Origin of the sequence: Streptomyces fulvoviolaceus (assembly GCF_000718165.1) — a bacterium.
Classification (GTDB): Bacteria; Actinomycetota; Actinomycetes; order Streptomycetales; family Streptomycetaceae; genus Streptomyces; species Streptomyces fulvoviolaceus.
In genome coordinates this window covers 21,919-37,947 of the sequence record NZ_JOEY01000033.1, presented here as the reverse complement: position 1 = coordinate 37,947, position 16,029 = coordinate 21,919, and the positions used below count along the sequence as shown (strand labels likewise).

Sequence of the window (16,029 nt, the reverse complement as noted above, 5' to 3'; positions counted from 1 at the left end):
CTCAGCGCGGCTCGCGGAACACCTCGACCGCACCAGCCGCCACGGCGGCCCGGCTGCCGTCCGGCAGCACGACCTTCACCTCGGCATCGGTGTGGTTCACGGCGAACCGGTACGTCCCCGACTCGCCCTCCCGTACGACGAGTTCGACGTCCCGGGGAAGATCGGCCGGCGTGATGCCCGCGTCCGCGAGGGCCAGATCGACAACCGCCGCCAGATCGCCACCGGTCAGCCGGGTGGCCAGGTACCAGGCGGCTCCGTCGCCGAGCGCCCGCCGGGTCAGGGCGGGCCGTCCCGCCGTACGCCCGTCGGCGAACACGGCGACCGTCTCGCAGCCGTCGCCGGGGACGACGTACTCGGACCACAGGTCGGCCGTGTACACATCCCCCTGCGCAGTCCGGAGGGTGACGCTCTCACCCGGCAGCAGCGGGTCGAACTCCTCGACGGTCAGCCCGAGTACGTCCCGCAGCGCCCCCGGATACGCCCCGAGGTGCACCGTGTCGTGCTCGTCGACGATGCCGGAGAAGAAGGAGACGAGGAGGGTGCCGCCGCGCGAGACGTACCGCTCGAGGTCGGCGGTGACCGAAGCGGGCGCGGAGTACAGCTGCGGGACGACGAGCAGGGGGTAACGCGCGGGGTCCAGCGCGGACAGCGCGTCCGGCGCGAAGAAGTCCACGGTCAAGTGCCGGTCGTACAGGGCCTCGTAGAACGAATCCAGCCGCTCCCGCGCGTCCAGGTCCGCACTCGGCCGCCACTCCAGGCTCTGCGCCCACCACGACTCCCACGACCAGACCATGGCGACGTCGGCACGGGTGCGGGTGCCGCGCAGGTCGGTCAGATCGGCCAGACGCCCACCGAGCTCCACCACCTCCCGCCACACCCGGGTCCCCGTCCCTCCGTGCGGCAGCATCGACGAGTGGAACTTCTCCGCGCCGCTCCTGGACTGCCGCCACTGGAAGAACATGGCCCCTTCCGATCCGCGGGCGACATGGCCGAGGGAGTTGCGGGCCATCTGGCCGGGCTCCTTGGCGGGGTTGTGCGGCTGCCAGTTGACGCCCGAGGGGGAGTGCTCGAGGAGCAGCCACGGGTCGCCGCCGGCCAGCGAGCGGGTCAGGTCGGCGGCGAGGGCGAGGTTGACGTGGGTGCGGCGGCCGTCGGTGATGAGGTAGTGGTCGTTGGTGACGAGGTCGACCTCGCGAGCCCAGGCCCAATAGTCGATGGACTGGCACTGACTGGGCGCGGCCATGAAGTTGGTGGTGACGGGGACGCCGGGGGACAGGTGGTGCAGGATGTCCCGCTCGGCGGTGAAGTTGGCCCGGGCCTGGCCGTCCGCGAACCGCTGGAAGTCCAGCTGCTGGGCGGGGTTGACGACCGTGGGCGTCGCCCGCGGCACCCCGATCTCCTCCCAGTCGCCGTAGAGCTGGCCCCAGAACGCCGTGCCCCAGGCCTGGTTGAGGGCGCCGAGGGTGCCGTAACGGTCCTGGAGCCAGCCCCGGAAGGCCACCTCGCAGGTGTCGCAGTAGCAGGTCAGGACGGGAGCGCCGTACTCGTTGTGGACGTGCCACAGCACGACGGCCGGATGGCGGCCGTAGCGCTCCCCGAGACGCGAGGTGATCTCAGCGGCCGCCGCCCGGTAGTGCGGGTTGGAGTGGCAGATCGCCCCGCGTGAGCCGAAGCCCATCCGCACCCCTTCGCGCGTCACCGGCAGCGCCTCCGGATGCGCCCGGTAGAACCACGCGGGCGGTACGACGGTCGGTGTCGCCAGGTCCACGTTGATGCCGGCCTCGTGGAGCATGCCGATGATCCGGTCGAGCCACTCGAAGTCGTACTCGCCGGGCCGGGGCTCGATCCGGGCCCACGCGAAGATACCGAGCGAGACCAGGGTGACGCCGGCCTCCCGCATCAGCCGTACGTCCTCCTCCCACACCTCCTGCGGCCACTGCTCGGGGTTGTAATCGCCCCCGAAGGCGAGTGGCAGGCGGTCGTGCGGGATGGCGGAGGGCATCGGTCGGCTCCCAGTGGATCGGCAGGTGGATCAGCAGGCGGATCGGCAGGATGATGCCAGTTTTCTGTGATCGTGCACAGTGCTTGTTACACCTGGCATCCGCGGGCAACAAGTAGGTAACCCCACGCCCTCGCCATTGACAAGGGGCCGAAACAATTCTCTACTGTGCACGATCACAGAGCCGCGCGGCCCTCGCGCACAGCCCCTCGGTCACATGACAGGCAGCCCCATCCCCCCCCACGGGAGTTGCCGCACACGTGGAACATCCCGAGGCCGGCTCGCACTCAGTCAGGGGAGATGAAGATGTCGATCCACAGCCGCCAGATCAGCAGGCGCACCATGCTCGCCGGGGCCGCAGCCCTCGGCCTGACCAGCACCCTCGCCGCCTGCGGCGGTTCCGACGACGGAGACTCCGGCGAGAGCAGCGGGCCGGTCAAGCTGACCTACTGGTCGTGGGCGCCGAACATGGAGAAGGTCGCCGCGATCTGGAACAAGAAGAACCCGGACATCACGGTCACGGTGTCCAAGCAGGGCAGCGGTGCCGAGACGCTCACCAAGCTGATCACCGCGAAGAAGGCGGGCAACGCCCCCGACCTGATGCAGGCCGAGTACCAGTCGCTGCCGACCCTGGTCTCCAACGACGTCCTGGCCGACATCTCCAAGTACATCGGTGACGCCAAGTCCGACTTCGCCGAGGGCCTGTGGGACATGGTCACCCTGGGCACCGACGCCGTCTACGGCGTGCCGCAGGACTCCGGGCCCCTGATGTTCTACTACCGCGAGGACCTCTTCAAGAAGCACGGTCTGTCCGTGCCGAAGACCTGGACCGAGTTCGCGGAGACCGCGCGCGCCGCCAAGAAGGCCGTCCCGGACGCCTTCCTGACGACCTTCTCCGCCAACGACCCGGGCCTGTTCGCGGGTCTGTCGCAGCAGGCCGGCGCCAAGTGGTGGACCGTCGACGGCAGCGGCAAGTGGACCGTGGGCATCGACGACGCCGCGACCAAGCAGGTCGCCGACTTCTGGGGCGGCCTGGTCCAGGAGGGCGTCATCGACAACCAGCCGATGTACACCCCGGCCTGGAACAACGCCCTGAACAAGGGCACCCACCTCGCCTGGGTCTCCGCCGTGTGGGCGCCCGGTGTGCTGGTCTCCTCCGCCCCCGACACCGAGGGCAAGTGGCGCATGGCCCCGCTCCCGCAGTGGAAGTCGGGCGACAACGTCACCGGCAGCTGGGGCGGCTCCTCCACCGGTGTCTCCACCGACACCAAGCACGCCGAGGCCGCGGTCAAGTTCGCCCGCTGGATCAACACCGACCCCGAGGCGCTGGCCGCCCTGGTCAAGGAGGTCGGCATCTACCCGGCGGCCACGAAGGGCCAGTCCGGCGACGTGCTCACCACGCCCGCGTTCTTCCCGAACCAGAAGGACTTCTACGACACGGCCGCCGAGATCGCGGCCACCACGGCCACGGCCGCCTGGGGTCCGAACGTCCAGACCGCCTACACCTCCTTCAACGACGACTTCGGCTCGGCCGCCAAGTCGAAGAAGGAGAGCCAGTTCGCCTCCGCGCTCGCCACCATGCAGAAGAAGACCTTCGAGGACATGAAGAAGCAGGGCTTCGAGGTGACCGAGGCATGACCAGCACTCCGCTCAAGGGCTCCGACCGCACCGCGGTCGGGCCCTTGGCGGACGGCACCGGCACCGCCCAGACCGTCCGCCCCAGCCGCACCGGCCGCCGTGGCCGCAGCGCACCGTACTGGTTCCTGGTGCCCGCGCTGGTCCTGTTCGCCGCCTTCACCGTCATCCCCATCGGGTACGCGATCTGGCTGAGCCTCCACAAGGTCAAGATCAAGGGGATCGGCCTCGGCTCCGGCGCCCGCGAGCAGGTCTGGAACGGTCTCGGCAACTACACCGACGTGTTCCAGAACTCCGAGTTCGGCCACAGCGTGCTGCGCGCCTTCGGCTACGGCCTGATCGTCATCCCGACCATGCTCGGCCTCGCGCTGCTGTTCGCGCTGATGCTCGACACCCCGAAGGCGCGCAGCGCGCCCTTCGCACGGCTGATGATCTTCCTGCCGTACGCGGTGCCCGGCATCATCGCCGCCCTCATGTGGGGCTTCCTCTACCTGCCGAGCGTCAGCCCCTTCTACTACCTGCTGGACAAGTTCGGCCTCCCGCAGCCGAACCTGTTCGACGGCGGCAACCTCTACCTCTCCTTCGCGAACATCGCGGTCTGGGGCGGCACCGGCTTCAACATGATCGTCATCTACACCGCGCTGCGTGCGATCCCCCAGGAGATCTACGAGGCGGCCAGGATCGACGGGGCGTCCGACCTGCACATCGCCCTGAAGATCAAGATCCCGATCGTGCTGCCCTCGCTGGTGCTCACCTTCTTCTTCTCGGTGATCGCCACCCTCCAGGTCTTCACCGAGCCGATGGCCCTGAAGCCGCTGACCAACGCCCTGCCCAGCAGTTGGAGCCCGCTGATGGCCATCTACGACAGCGCCTTCCTGAAGTCCGACATCTACGGTGCCTCCGCCACCGCGGTCGTCCTGGCGCTGGCCACGTTCGTCCTGTCCTTCACGCTGCTGCGTATCTCCGACCGCTACACCCGGGAGGACGCGGCATGACCGCCCTCACCCTCACCGCCGACGCCACCGGCAAGACCGCCAAAGCGCGGCGCACGGCCTGGGTCCCCACGCTCGTGCTGCTCCTCGGCACGCTGTACTGCCTGATCCCCATCGCCTGGGTGGTCATCGCGGCGACCAAGGACCGCTCGGAGCTCTTCTCCACCTTCAGCTTCGCGCCCGGCACCGGCTTCTTCGACAACCTGAGCGAGCTGAACGCCTACCGGGACGGTATCTACTGGCAGTGGATGGCCAACTCCGTCTTCTACGCGGGCCTCGGCGCCCTGCTGTCCGCCGCGGTCTCCGCCGCCGGCGGCTACGCGCTCGGCCGGTTCGCCTTCCGCGGGCGGGAGTTCATCTTCAAGCTGATGCTGGCCGGCGTCCTCGTGCCGAGCATCGTGCTGGCCATCCCGCAGTACCTGCTGCTGTCGAAGATGGGCCTGGCCGACTCGTACTGGTCGATGCTGCTGCCGTCGATTCTTTCCCCGTACGGCGTCTACCTCGTCCGCATCTACGCGGCCGCCTCGGTGCCCACCGAGCTCATGGAGGCCGCTCGCATGGACGGCGCCAGCGAGTGGCGGATCTTCTCGCGGATCGCCGTGCCGATGATGATGCCGGGCCTGATCACGGTGTTCCTCTTCCAGTTCGTCGCCATCTGGAACAACTTCCTGCTGCCGTACGTGATGCTGGCCGACGACACCAAGTTCCCGATCACCCTCGGGCTCTACACGCTGCTCGCCCAGGGCGCCTCGCAGCCCGCCCTCTACACCCTGGTCATCACCGGGTGTCTGCTGGCGATCCTCCCGCTGATCGGGCTCTTCCTGGTGATCCAGCGGTTCTGGTCGTTGGACCTGCTGAGCGGCTCGATCAAGTCCTGAACATCCCTTTCTGAACGAGGAACATGACCACCAGCGCGAACGGACGCCGCAAACCGCCCACCATCCACGACGTGGCGCGGGAGGCGGGCGTGTCGCGGGGCACCGTCTCCCGCTTCCTGAACGGCGGCCACTACGTCTCACCGGCCGCCCGCCGGGCGGTGGAGGCCGCCATCAGGAAGACCGGGTACGTGGTCAACCGGCATGCGCGCAGCCTCAGTACGGGCCGTTCGGACTCGGTGGCGTTCCTCCTCACCGAGCCGCAGGAGAAGTTCTTCGAGGACCCCAACTTCAATGTCCTGCTGCGCGGTTGCACGGAGAACCTCGCCCGGCACGACATCCCGCTGCTGCTGATGCTCGCCGCGAGCGACGACGACCGGCGCCGGCTGACCCGCTACATCACCTCGGGTCACGTCGACGGCGTCCTGCTGGTCTCCAGTCACAGCGGGGACCCGGTCGCGGCCGAACTGCGCGACGCCGGGATCCCGTTGGTGGCCTGCGGCAAGCCGATGGGCCTGGGGGCCAAGGTGAGTTACGTGGCGGCCGCCGACCGCGACGGCGCCCAGGACATGGTCCGCCATCTCCTCGCCGGTGGCCGCCGCCGGATCGGCATGATCACCGGCCCGTTGGACACCCCGGGCGGTGCCGAACGCCTGGCCGGCTACCGCGATGTGCTCGTCGAGGCGGGCCTGCCCTACGACCCGGCACTGGTCGTGGAGGGCGACTACCGCCGCACCGGCGGCGAGGAGGCGGCGCGGCGGCTGCTCGCCCAGGCCCCCGACATCGACGCCGTGTTCGTCGCCTCCGACCTCATGGCCCAGGGAGTCGTCAACACCCTTCACCAGTCCGGGCGTTCGATCCCCGATGACATCGCTGTCGGCGGCTTCGACGACTCGGCCGCGGCCACCGCCGTCACTCCGGCCCTCACCACCATGCGCCAGCCCTACGACCGCATCAGCGCCGAGATGGTCCGCATGCTCCTCGCCCAGATCGCCGGCGAGGACACGGCGGGGGTCATAGTGCCGACGGAACTGGTGGTGCGGGACTCCGCGTAGGTGCTTGTCCGGCGGTTTTTCTCGCCCCCGCCGCCCCTTCCCATTCCCGTCCCTGGGGGCTGCGCCCCCAGACCCCGCTTCGGCCCTGAAGGGGCCTCGTCCTCAAACGCCGGACGGGCTGAAACAACTCAGCCTCTCCGGCGTTTGAGGAGCGGGGTCTGGGGCGGAGCCCCAGGGTCGGGTCGGGAAGGGGCGGCGGGGGCGAGAACCGTAACCGGAACACCGGTCAACGCATGTGAAAGCAGCGGCCGTCCGGTTCGCGTCGAGTCGGCGGGGCGTTCCATCCGTATTCTCTGATCATGGCCGCTCCCACCGCATATTCACTCATCGCCACCGACCTGGACGGAACGCTGCTGCGAGGCGACGACACGCTCTCCGACCGTTCCCTCGCCGCGCTCGCGCGGGTGGCGGAGGCCGGGGCCCGGCATCTGGTGGTGACCGGCCGCCCGGCCCCCAGAGTGCGGCCGCTGCTCGACGATCTGGGCAGCACCGGGCTCGCGGTGTGCGGGCAGGGCGCGCAGGTCTACGACGCCGGCGCGGACCGTCTGCTGTGGTCCGTCACCCTGGACCGGGAGCTGGCCGAGACCGCGCTCGGCAAGATCGAGGCCGAGGTCGGCCAGGTGTACGCCGCCGTCGACCAGGACGGCGTCGACGGCCTCACGCTCATCGAGCCGGGCTACCTGATGCCCCACCCGACCCTGCCCGCCGTACGCGTCGACCGGCGCGACGACCTGTGGGGCGAGCCCATCAGCAAGGTGCTGCTGCGCCATCCCTACCTGTCCGACGACGAGTTGGCGGCGACGGCGCGCTCGGTGGTCGGCTCCCTCGCGACGGTCACCATGTCTGGACCAGGCACCGTCGAACTCCAGCCATGCGGCATCACCAAGGCGACGGGTCTCGCGCTGGCCGCCGAGCACCTGGGCCTGGGTCCCGAACACACCGTCGCCTTCGGGGACATGCCCAACGACATCCCCATGTTCGACTGGGCGTCCCACGGCATCGCGATGGCCAACGCGCACCCCGAACTCAAGGCCGTGGCCGACGAGGTGACCCTGTCGAACGAGGACGACGGCATCGCCGTCGTCCTCGAAAGACTCTTCCCGAGCGCCTGAGACGGGCTCAGTACGCCCCGTACACGTTGTCGATCGAGCCGTACCGCTGCGCCGCGTAGTTGCAGGCCGCGGTGATGTTCGCGACCGGGTCGTACGGGTCGTACGAGGTGCCCGCCACGTGGTACGCCGCGAAGGTCGGGTCGATCACCTGGAGCAGGCCCTTGGACGGGGTGCCGGCGGCCGCGTTGGAGTCCCAGTCGTTGATGGCGTAGGGGTTGCCGGAGGACTCGCGGATGACGTTGCGGTAGATGCCGTCGTACGTCCCGGGAATCCCGTTCTGCGCCATCACCTGGAGGGACGCCCGGATCCAGCCGTCGAGGTCGTTCGTGTACCCCAGCGAGGTGGCGGTGACCGTGGTGGTGGCCGCGGACGCGTTGGTCGCGCCGATGAGGGGGAGGGCCAGTACGGCGGCTCCGGTGCCGAGGACGGCGAGCTTGCGGGCGAGGCGGGTGTGCTTTGCGCGGCGGTGCTGAGCGGCAGCAGGCATGCGGGGTTCCTCTCCGACGCCTGCGAGGTGAGCTGTCGGGTGCGGGCTGGGAGGTGCCCGGCCGTGCCGCCGTAGGGCGACGCGACTTAACCCCAAGCCGTTCCGGTATGTCCGAAGATGACCGGATCGGCGACTTACCTGGGTCCCCCGCTCCTGCCGTGCGAGTGGTCGTCGATGAGTGTGCGGCGAGCGGCGGCAGGATTAGGCGTCCGCCCGACAGGCCCGGAACGTATGCGAGAGCACATGTCCGGAACAAGTACCGGATTCACAGATCAGGCCTGTTGACCTTGGTGTGAGGCTTATGGGGTGCTTGATCCTTTGCGGCTGCCAAGCGTCAACGGGTAAGCGGCGCAAGGGGAGGCGGGGATTCCGGAACGCCGAAGCGCACATGCCCGTGAGTGACCCAACTCACGGGCATGCGCAAGGGTGGTAAATCGGGCAATGAGGCCCAACTGGTGGTTAACCGGCCGTCCGTGGAATCCGCTTCTCCCACGTCCGGTGGAAGACGACCTCGTCGCCCTCCGTGCAGATCACCTCGTTGGAGGTGAGGAAGTCCGTCCCGTCACAGGTGATCTCCGAACGGGTCCGGACCGTCGTGTCCCAGGCCAGCTCCGGGCGGTGCAGCCGGATCGACCAGTCCGAGCGGGTGCGGGCCGACAGGGGGTCCGCCTCGTTGATCGTGTACGTCTCCAGCGCGTCCTCGGTGAACTCCAGGCCGTCGGGATACACGCGCGTGCCGCCGTAACGCGGGTCGACCTCCAGCCGCCACTCGCCCTTGGCCACGTCCCGCACGACGAGGCGCTCGGGGCGCGGTTCGTCCAGCGTGGCGGGGAAGTTCACGCCGAGGGGCTCGGACTGCTCGGGCTCCCCGAAGGCAATCTCCCGGTCCAACCCATGGGAGCGCACCGGGAGTTCCAGGAAGCTCCCCGCCGGCTCCAGCGTGAAGCCCGCCGCCGAGTCGGCCTGCGGCCAGATCCACGGCCAGTACGCGGAGGACACGGCGAGGCGGATGCGGTGGCCGGGCGGGAAGACATGGCCGATGCCGTTCAGCTCGAAGGCCACCTCCCCGGTGGCGCCCGGCTCCCACGGCACGGCCCGGTCGCGCCCGTGGCGGGCCGACAGGTTCAGCACACCCCGGGTGACCAGGGTCGACGAGCCGTCCGGTGCCACGTCGCAGAGCCGGGCGACGACCTGCCCGCGCGGCACCTCCGAGGTCAGCCGCAGCCGCACCCGCGGCCGCCCCAACACCCAGGTCTCCTGGCCCACTTCGAACTCGAAGCACGCCGACCGCGCGTCCTCATCCCGCTGGTCGGGCGGAAGGTCGGCGTCGTTGCCGAAGGGGAAGAAGCGGCCCGCGTCCACGCCCGTGTGCTGCGGGGAGCGGACGAGGACGGGGGCGCCCTGGAAGCCGTAGGAGATCGTCGAGACGTTGGGGGAGGGCCAGGCCGGCTCGCCGACCCAGCGGCCGGGGAGGGTGTCGTAGACCGTGGCCGGGCGGTGCGATTCGCTGACGTAGGCGCGGAGCAGGGGCTCGCGCATGGCGCCGGCGTCGACGCCCTTCAACCAGTGGTCCCACCAGCGCAGGGTCTCCTGGAGGAAGCCGATCGCCGGGCCGGGCGGCAGGCCGCGGTCGGGGTACTGGTGGGACCACGGGCCGATGAGCCCTCGTACGCGGTCTTCCGGCAGGTGCTCGACGAGGCGGAGCACCGTGTCGCGGTACGGGTCGTGCCAGCCGCCCACCGCCAGGACCGCCGCGTCGATCGCGCCGTAGTCCTCGCAGACGCTGCCGTGGCGCCAGTAGTCGTCGCGGGTCTGGTGGGCGAGCCAGGTGTGGAGGAAGGGGTCGACCTGCTCCAGGCGCTTGAGCCACATGTCCCGCCAGGCGGGGCCGACGTACCGGGGGTCGGGCGGCCGGGACACGAAGGCGAGCATGGTGGCGGCCCAGGCGTGCATGTCGACCGCGAGGACGGAACCTCCCATGTAGTGCACGTCGTTGTCATAGCGGTCGTCGGTGGAGCAGACCGTGACGACCGCCTTGAGCGGCTCGGGTGCGAGGGCCGCGATCTGGAGGGAGTTGAAGCCGCCCCAGGAGATGCCGAACATGCCGACCTTGCCGTCGCACCAGGGCTGCGCCGCGAGCCAGTTGACGACCTCGACCCCGTCGGCCAGCTCGGTCGCCGAGTACTCGTCGCCCGGCATGCCCTCGCTGTTGCCGTGCCCGCGGACGTCCACGCGGACGGAGGCGTAGCCGTGGCCCGCGTACCAGGGGTGGCGTTGCCAGTCGCGGGGCGCGGTCCAGTCGGTCAGGCGGTACGGCAGGTATTCGAGGAGCGCGGGTACTGGTTCGTCCGTCAGGGGGCGCCACACGCGCGCGTAGAGGAGGGTCCCTCCCCCACTGCCGAAAGCGTGGGAGGTGCCCCCAGGGAGCGGGATGCGGAGGTCCTCGTGAGTCGTCTCGTAGGGGAAGGACGTACGGATGTGCATGAGGGTGACCCCTGGGGCATCGGTGACTTCAGTGGACCGGGTGCATGGTGCGGCGCAGCCACGGCGCGGCGGCCATCACCGCGAGGCCCGCGGCCACCGCGATCGCGCCGTTGACGCCGAAGTAGGCCGGCTTGGAGACGTCGTCGTAGAGCTTCACCGTCTGGGCCTGGATGCCGTTCGCGAGGGCGAGGGACAGGAACCAGAGGGACATGGTCTGGCTGGAGAAGGCGACCGGGGCGAGCTTGGTGGTGGCCGACATGCCGGAGGTCTCCAGCAGGATGTCGCCGAGGCCCAGGAGGAAGTAGGAGCCGACGATCCACCAGGCCGACATCAGGTAGTCCTCGCCGCCGTGACCGCTGGTCGGCAGGACCATCAGCAGGAACGACAGACCGCCGAGGACGACGCCGATCGCGATCTTGTTGGAGGCGTGCGGCTGGCCGTGGCCCATCCGGACCCACAGCGCGGCGACGAAGGGCGCGAGGCCGACCTCGAAGGCGCCCAGCGCGGAGGCGTACCAGCTGGCGGGGAAGTCGTAGCCGAGGAGGGTCGTCTCGGCGTTCGACGCGGCCAGCAGCATCATCGTCGAGTACGCCTGGAAGAGGATGAAGTTGAAGACCGTCGAAGCGAGGAAGAGGACGATGTACGGCTTGAGCCGGCCGCGTTCCTCGGGGGTCACCCGTGGGCTCATGAACATCACCGCGAAGTAGACGACCGGGGCGATCACCGAGACGAGGGTGAGCAGGTCGACGAAGCGGTCCATGGTGAGCCAGTGGGCGAGGACGAGGGCGGTCGCGACCACCGCCACGGCGACGACGCCCAAGGTGATCAGGCGGATCGCGCGGCGCATCGCGTCGGGCGTGAGGGCGAATTCGGCCGCGTGCTTTCGCCCGGCCAGGTGACGGCGGCCCACGACATACTGGATCAGACCGAAGGTCATGCCGATCGCGGCGGCCGAGAAACCCCAGTGCCAGCCCCTGTGGTCGCCGAGCCAGCCGGTGATCAGCGGGCCCGCGAAGGCGCCGATGTTGATCGCCATGTAGTAGAGCGCGAAGCCCGCGTCACGGCGGTCGTCGTCGGTGGCGTAGAGCTTGCCGACCATGGTGGCCACGTTGGGCTTGAGGAGCCCGGTACCGGCGCTGATCAGGCCCAGGCCCACCCAGGTCATGGTGTTCGTGGGCACGGCCATGGAGTAGTGGCCGCAGGCGATCAGGATGCCGCCCCACAGCACCGCCCGGTACGAACCGAGGATGCGGTCGGCGAGCCAGCCGCCGGCGACGGAGACGAGGTAGACGAGGGTGCCGTAGGCCGCGGAGACGGACGCGGCGGTTCCGGCCGACATGCCCATGCCGCCGTGGGCGACCGTGTCGGCGAAGTAGAGGACGAGGATGGCCTGCATGCCGAGGAACGAGAAGCGCTCCCAGACCTCCAGACCGGAGAGGGTGAGCAGGCCTCTGGGCTGGCCGAAGAAGGCGGTGTCGTCCTCGGGGGGAGGTTGGCTGCCGGGCTCGGCATCGACGGTGGTTCGGGACACGCTCCACTACTTCCGCTTAAGTCGATAGATGTCCGTTCTTTTCAGATGATCAAAAACATACCGGTCGTGTTCCGATACCGCCTGGCCTGGACTGGTGGGGGCTATCGGTGATCCAAAGGTGACCGGATACGCTGACTTGAGTGATGGCAGCGACCTATCGACATACCGCGTAATCGCCAGTAGACACCAGCAGACAGGAGACCCCTCGTGACCGTCGTCGGGCCGTTCGGGCTGAGCGTGCGGGACCAGGCTCTCGAAGCCGATGTCCAGGCCGGATTGGCGGCTGTCGAGGAGGGACTGCTCGAGGCCACCAAGAGCGAGGTCCCCTTCATCACCGAGGCGGCCCAGCATCTGGTGCGGGCCGGCGGGAAGCGGTTCAGGCCGTTGCTCGTGATGCTGGCCGCCCAGTTCGGCGACCCCTATGCGCCGGGCGTGGTGCCGTCGGCCGTGGTGGTGGAGCTGACCCACCTCGCGACGCTGTACCACGACGACGTCATGGACGAGGCCGCGGTGCGGCGCGGGGTCGAGAGCGCCAACACCCGCTGGGGCAACTCGGTCGCGGTCCTCACGGGTGACTTCCTGTTCGCGCGTGCGTCGCACACCCTGGCCGACCTCGGGCCCGAGGCGGTCCGGGTGCAGGCCGAGGCGTTCGAGCGGCTGGTGACCGGCCAGATCCTCGAGACGGCGGGGCCGCAGGACGGACGCGATCCGGTCGAGCACTACCTGGACGTGCTCAGCGGCAAGACGGGCTCGCTGGTCGCGGTCTCGTGCCGCTTCGGCGCGATGATGTCGGGCGCCGACGAGACGGTCGTGGACGTGCTCACGCAGTACGGCGAGCGGTTGGGCGTCGCCTTCCAGCTCGCGGACGACGTCCTGGACATCGCCTCCGACTCCCACGAGTCCGGCAAGACGCCGGGGACGGACCTGCGCGAGGGCATCCCGACGCTGCCGGTGCTGCGGCTGCGCGAGCGGGCGGCCCGGCTGGGCCTGGCCGAGGACATCGCGCTGTGCGAGCTCCTGGACTCCGACCTGACCGACGACGCGCGGCACGCGGAGGCGCTGGCCGCACTGCGTGTGCACCCCGCGCTGGAGCAGGCTCGCGCGGACACGGTGCGGTACGCGAAGGACGCGCGCGCGGCGCTCGCTCCGCTGCGGGAGTGCGATGCGAGGGCCGCGCTGATGGAGCTGTGCGACGCGGTGGTCCACCGGGCGGGCTGAGCCCGTCCCCAGCTTGACTCCGTCGCACGTGATACAGGTCACACATTTGGACTAAATCCAGAATGAGATCGCCTCCGTATTCATATCCAGAAGCTGACGCAGGGGGCGTTGGCCGCAATACGGGGAGAAAAAAGAATCATGGGCATGAACGCGACGTTCTCAACACGCCGTAAGAGCCTGCTCGTCACCGCGGTCGCGGTGGCCGCCGCCGGTGGTGTCGCCGCCGCGGTGATTCCCGCCTTCGCCTCCGGAGGTGCTCGCGCCGACCACGCGGGCCACTCCGGAAGCGGGCAGGAGATCGTGACCCAGAACGGCCTCGTCGGAGCCGGCGGCAAGGGAGGCACCCTTCTCGCGGCCAGCCTCCGGGGCGCCAACGAGGTGCCCGTGGCGGGCGGTCCGGCCGTCGGCGACAAGGACGGCGCCGCGGTGGAGTTCATCAAGGTCAAGGGCGACAAGGTCTCCGTCGCCGTCAAGTGGGCCGGCACCGGCAAGCCCACCGCCCTCCACATCCACCAGGGCGCCAAGGGCACCAACGGCGGCATCAAGGTCGACTTCACCGAACTGCTCGGCAAGAACAGCAAGGGCCGTACCGTCACCGGAACCGTCAAGGTCAAGGACGCGGCACTGCTCGACGCGCTCAAGAGCGACCCGAACTCCTTCTACGCCAACCTGCACACCGCCGAGTTCCCGGGCGGCGCCGTCCGCGGCCAGCTCCACAAGGTCACCGTCGCCGACTTCGACTTCCGCGACGCGCTCCACAACTTCCAGGCGTCCGTCATCAAGGGCAAGCAGATCTACGAGTGCAAGCCGGCCGAGGGCGGCGGGTACGCCTTCGCCCAGCGGGACGTCAGCGCCGTGCTCGGCGGCGGCATCGCGCACTCCTTCGTCCAGCCCAACTCCGGTACCCCGCAGTGGATCGCCCGCGACGGCAGCGCGGTCACCGGGGCGCTCATCTCCAAGACCCCGAACGGGGACAAGAACATCCCCGAGTTGGACCTCAGGGCCACGCAGTCCGGCAAGCACCACGGGCTGCTCGCCGACACCGTGGAGATCCTGCGGCTGAACACCGTCGGAGGGGTGGCTCCGGCCGGTTCCTGCGACCCGGGCGCGATCGTCGGGGTGCCGTACCAGGCGGACTACGTGTTCCTGCGGAGCTGATCCGACTCTGATCCGGCGACGGGACAGGGCGGCGTCTTCCGTGCGACCCCTACGGGTCGGGGGAGGCGCCGCCTCCGCGTGTCATACCGCAGGTGTACGCGGAGTTGAGCCCGCGGGTTGACGCTTCTTCGTGGCCGATTTGGTCAGATGGACACCACGGAAAACACCACTCCTCACCGATTCGGGTGAGAATGGCGGCTACGGGGTGGACATACGGGAGTTGAAAGCCGCCGCCGACGACGGAGGTAAGGCACACATGGCACCGTTCGAAACCGACGACAGCACGAGCACCGGGGAGGCCGACGACCTGCGCGCGGGGCGCCGCAAGGCCGCGCGGTACGTCGTCCCGGTCGCGGTGGTGGGGGTGGCCGCGGCGACCATCGGGCTCGTCCCGGCGCTCGCCGACTCCGGCGACCCCGACCTGCCGAAGATCAGCGCACAGAAACTCATCGAGAAGATCGCCGCCTCGGACGTACAGCAGCTGTCCGGCACGGTGAAGATCAGCACCGATCTGGGACTGCCCGACCTCGGCGGTCTGGAGAGCAGTCTGACCTCCGGTGCCGGGTCCTCGGGTGACGGCTCGTCCGCCGACCCGTCGTCCAAGCTCACCGAGCTGGCCTCCGGCACGCACACCCTGCGGGTCGCGGCCGACGGCCCGGACAAGCAGAAGGTCTCCCTGCTGGAGGACGCGGCCGAGTACAGCCTCATCCACGACGGCAAGGACGTCTGGGGCTACGACAGCCAGTCCAACGAGGTCTTCCACGGCACCGCCTCCAAGAGCACCGACAAGGAGGAGCTCCCGGCCACGCCCAAGGACCTCGCCGAGGACGCCCTGAAGGCCGCCGACGACACCACCTCCGTGACCGTCGACGGGACCGCGCAGGTCGCGGGCCGGGACGCGTACCGGCTCGTCATCAAGCCCAAGGACTCCGGGTCCACCGTCGGCCAGATCACCGTGGCCGTGGACTCGAAGACCGGGCTGCCGCTGAAGTTCACGCTGACCCCGTCGAGCGGCGGCGCGGCGGTGATCGACGCAGGCTTCACCCAGGTCAGCTTCGCCAAGCCGGCCGCGTCGACCTTCGACTTCACCCCGCCGAAGGGGGCGAAGGTCACCGAGGAGGACGCGTCCGAGGCGCCCTCCAGGGAGCACTCCGACGAGGACTTCACCAAGGGCGACGAGGAGCTCTCCAAGGGCCTCGACGGCCTGAACGTCATCGGTGACGGCTGGGACTCCATCGCCACCTTCGACACCGGCGGCGAGGGCATCCCGTCCGGCTCCGAGGCCGGCGGCGGTGACGTCGGCGGCTTCATCGACTCGCTCGGCGACAAGGTGAGCGGCAAGTTCGGCGAGGGCACGGTCTTCAAGACCCGCCTGATCAACGCCCTGATCACGGACGACGGCAAGGTCTACGTCGGCGCGGTCACCAAGGACGCGCTGGTGAAGGCGGCGGACGCGGCGAAGTAAGTACCGTACTCGCGTACT

General features: G+C 69.5%; 12 protein-coding genes and 1 riboswitch. Of the genes, 8 read left to right on the top strand and 4 right to left on the bottom strand.

The window, feature by feature from the left end:
- Position 1: 1 nt before the first annotated feature.
- Positions 2-2,002: a beta-galactosidase gene (locus tag IG08_RS0132145; protein ID WP_030610513.1), complete on the bottom strand. Its 2,001-nt coding sequence runs from the start codon at positions 2,000-2,002 to the stop codon at positions 2-4.
- A 297-nt stretch (positions 2,003-2,299) separates the two neighbouring features.
- On the opposite strand from IG08_RS0132145, the gene IG08_RS0132140 reads away from it, so the two are divergent.
- From IG08_RS0132140 to IG08_RS0132120, 5 genes are all read left to right on the top strand, one after another.
- Positions 2,300-3,637, top strand: coding sequence for an ABC transporter substrate-binding protein (locus IG08_RS0132140; RefSeq protein WP_030610510.1), 1,338 nt, complete (start codon positions 2,300-2,302; stop codon positions 3,635-3,637).
- Positions 3,634-4,629, top strand: coding sequence for a carbohydrate ABC transporter permease (locus IG08_RS0132135; protein ID WP_030610507.1), 996 nt, complete (start codon positions 3,634-3,636; stop codon positions 4,627-4,629). Before IG08_RS0132140 ends, IG08_RS0132135 begins: the two co-directional genes overlap by 4 nt.
- Entirely contained in the window at positions 4,626-5,504 is an 879-nt protein-coding gene (locus tag IG08_RS0132130) for a carbohydrate ABC transporter permease (protein WP_030610504.1), read from the top strand. The genes IG08_RS0132135 and IG08_RS0132130 overlap by 4 nt, the downstream gene beginning before the upstream one ends.
- A 23-nt stretch (positions 5,505-5,527) precedes the next feature.
- Positions 5,528-6,556 carry a LacI family DNA-binding transcriptional regulator gene (locus tag IG08_RS0132125; RefSeq protein ID WP_030610501.1) on the top strand — a complete coding sequence of 343 codons (1,029 nt, stop codon included), beginning with the start codon at positions 5,528-5,530 and terminating at the stop codon, positions 6,554-6,556.
- A 299-nt stretch (positions 6,557-6,855) separates the two neighbouring features.
- Positions 6,856-7,668, top strand: a complete 813-nt coding sequence (locus IG08_RS0132120; protein ID WP_030610498.1) for a Cof-type HAD-IIB family hydrolase — start codon at positions 6,856-6,858, stop codon at positions 7,666-7,668.
- 7 nt (positions 7,669-7,675) lie between these two features.
- Here the strand turns inward: IG08_RS0132120 and IG08_RS0132115 are convergent, their stop codons facing one another.
- The 3 genes from IG08_RS0132115 to IG08_RS0132105 form a co-directional block, all read right to left on the bottom strand.
- On the bottom strand, positions 7,676-8,155 hold the full coding sequence (locus IG08_RS0132115) for a transglycosylase SLT domain-containing protein (protein WP_030610495.1): 480 nt from the start codon (positions 8,153-8,155) through the stop codon (positions 7,676-7,678).
- Between the two features lie 4 nt (positions 8,156-8,159).
- A riboswitch (cyclic di-AMP (ydaO/yuaA leader) is annotated at positions 8,160-8,336 on the bottom strand.
- Between the two features lie 278 nt (positions 8,337-8,614).
- Positions 8,615-10,639: a CocE/NonD family hydrolase gene (locus IG08_RS0132110; RefSeq protein ID WP_030610491.1), complete on the bottom strand. Its 2,025-nt coding sequence runs from the start codon at positions 10,637-10,639 to the stop codon at positions 8,615-8,617.
- Positions 10,640-10,667: 28 nt separating this feature from the next.
- Positions 10,668-12,170 carry a peptide MFS transporter gene (locus IG08_RS0132105; RefSeq protein ID WP_030610488.1) on the bottom strand — a complete coding sequence of 501 codons (1,503 nt, stop codon included), beginning with the start codon at positions 12,168-12,170 and terminating at the stop codon, positions 10,668-10,670.
- A gap of 207 nt (positions 12,171-12,377) precedes the next feature.
- Between IG08_RS0132105 and IG08_RS0132100 the strand changes: the two genes are divergently transcribed.
- From IG08_RS0132100 to IG08_RS0132090, 3 genes are all read left to right on the top strand, one after another.
- Positions 12,378-13,388 (top strand): polyprenyl synthetase family protein, encoded by a 1,011-nt coding sequence (locus IG08_RS0132100; RefSeq protein ID WP_030610483.1) that lies wholly within the window; start codon positions 12,378-12,380, stop codon positions 13,386-13,388.
- A 144-nt stretch (positions 13,389-13,532) separates the two neighbouring features.
- The gene (locus tag IG08_RS0132095) at positions 13,533-14,546 is read left to right on the top strand and encodes a CHRD domain-containing protein (protein ID WP_234343022.1); all 1,014 of its coding nucleotides are present in this window, start codon (positions 13,533-13,535) and stop codon (positions 14,544-14,546) included.
- 256 nt (positions 14,547-14,802) lie between these two features.
- Positions 14,803-16,011, top strand: coding sequence for a LolA family protein (locus IG08_RS0132090; protein ID WP_030610469.1), 1,209 nt, complete (start codon positions 14,803-14,805; stop codon positions 16,009-16,011).
- Positions 16,012-16,029 lie beyond the last annotated feature (18 nt).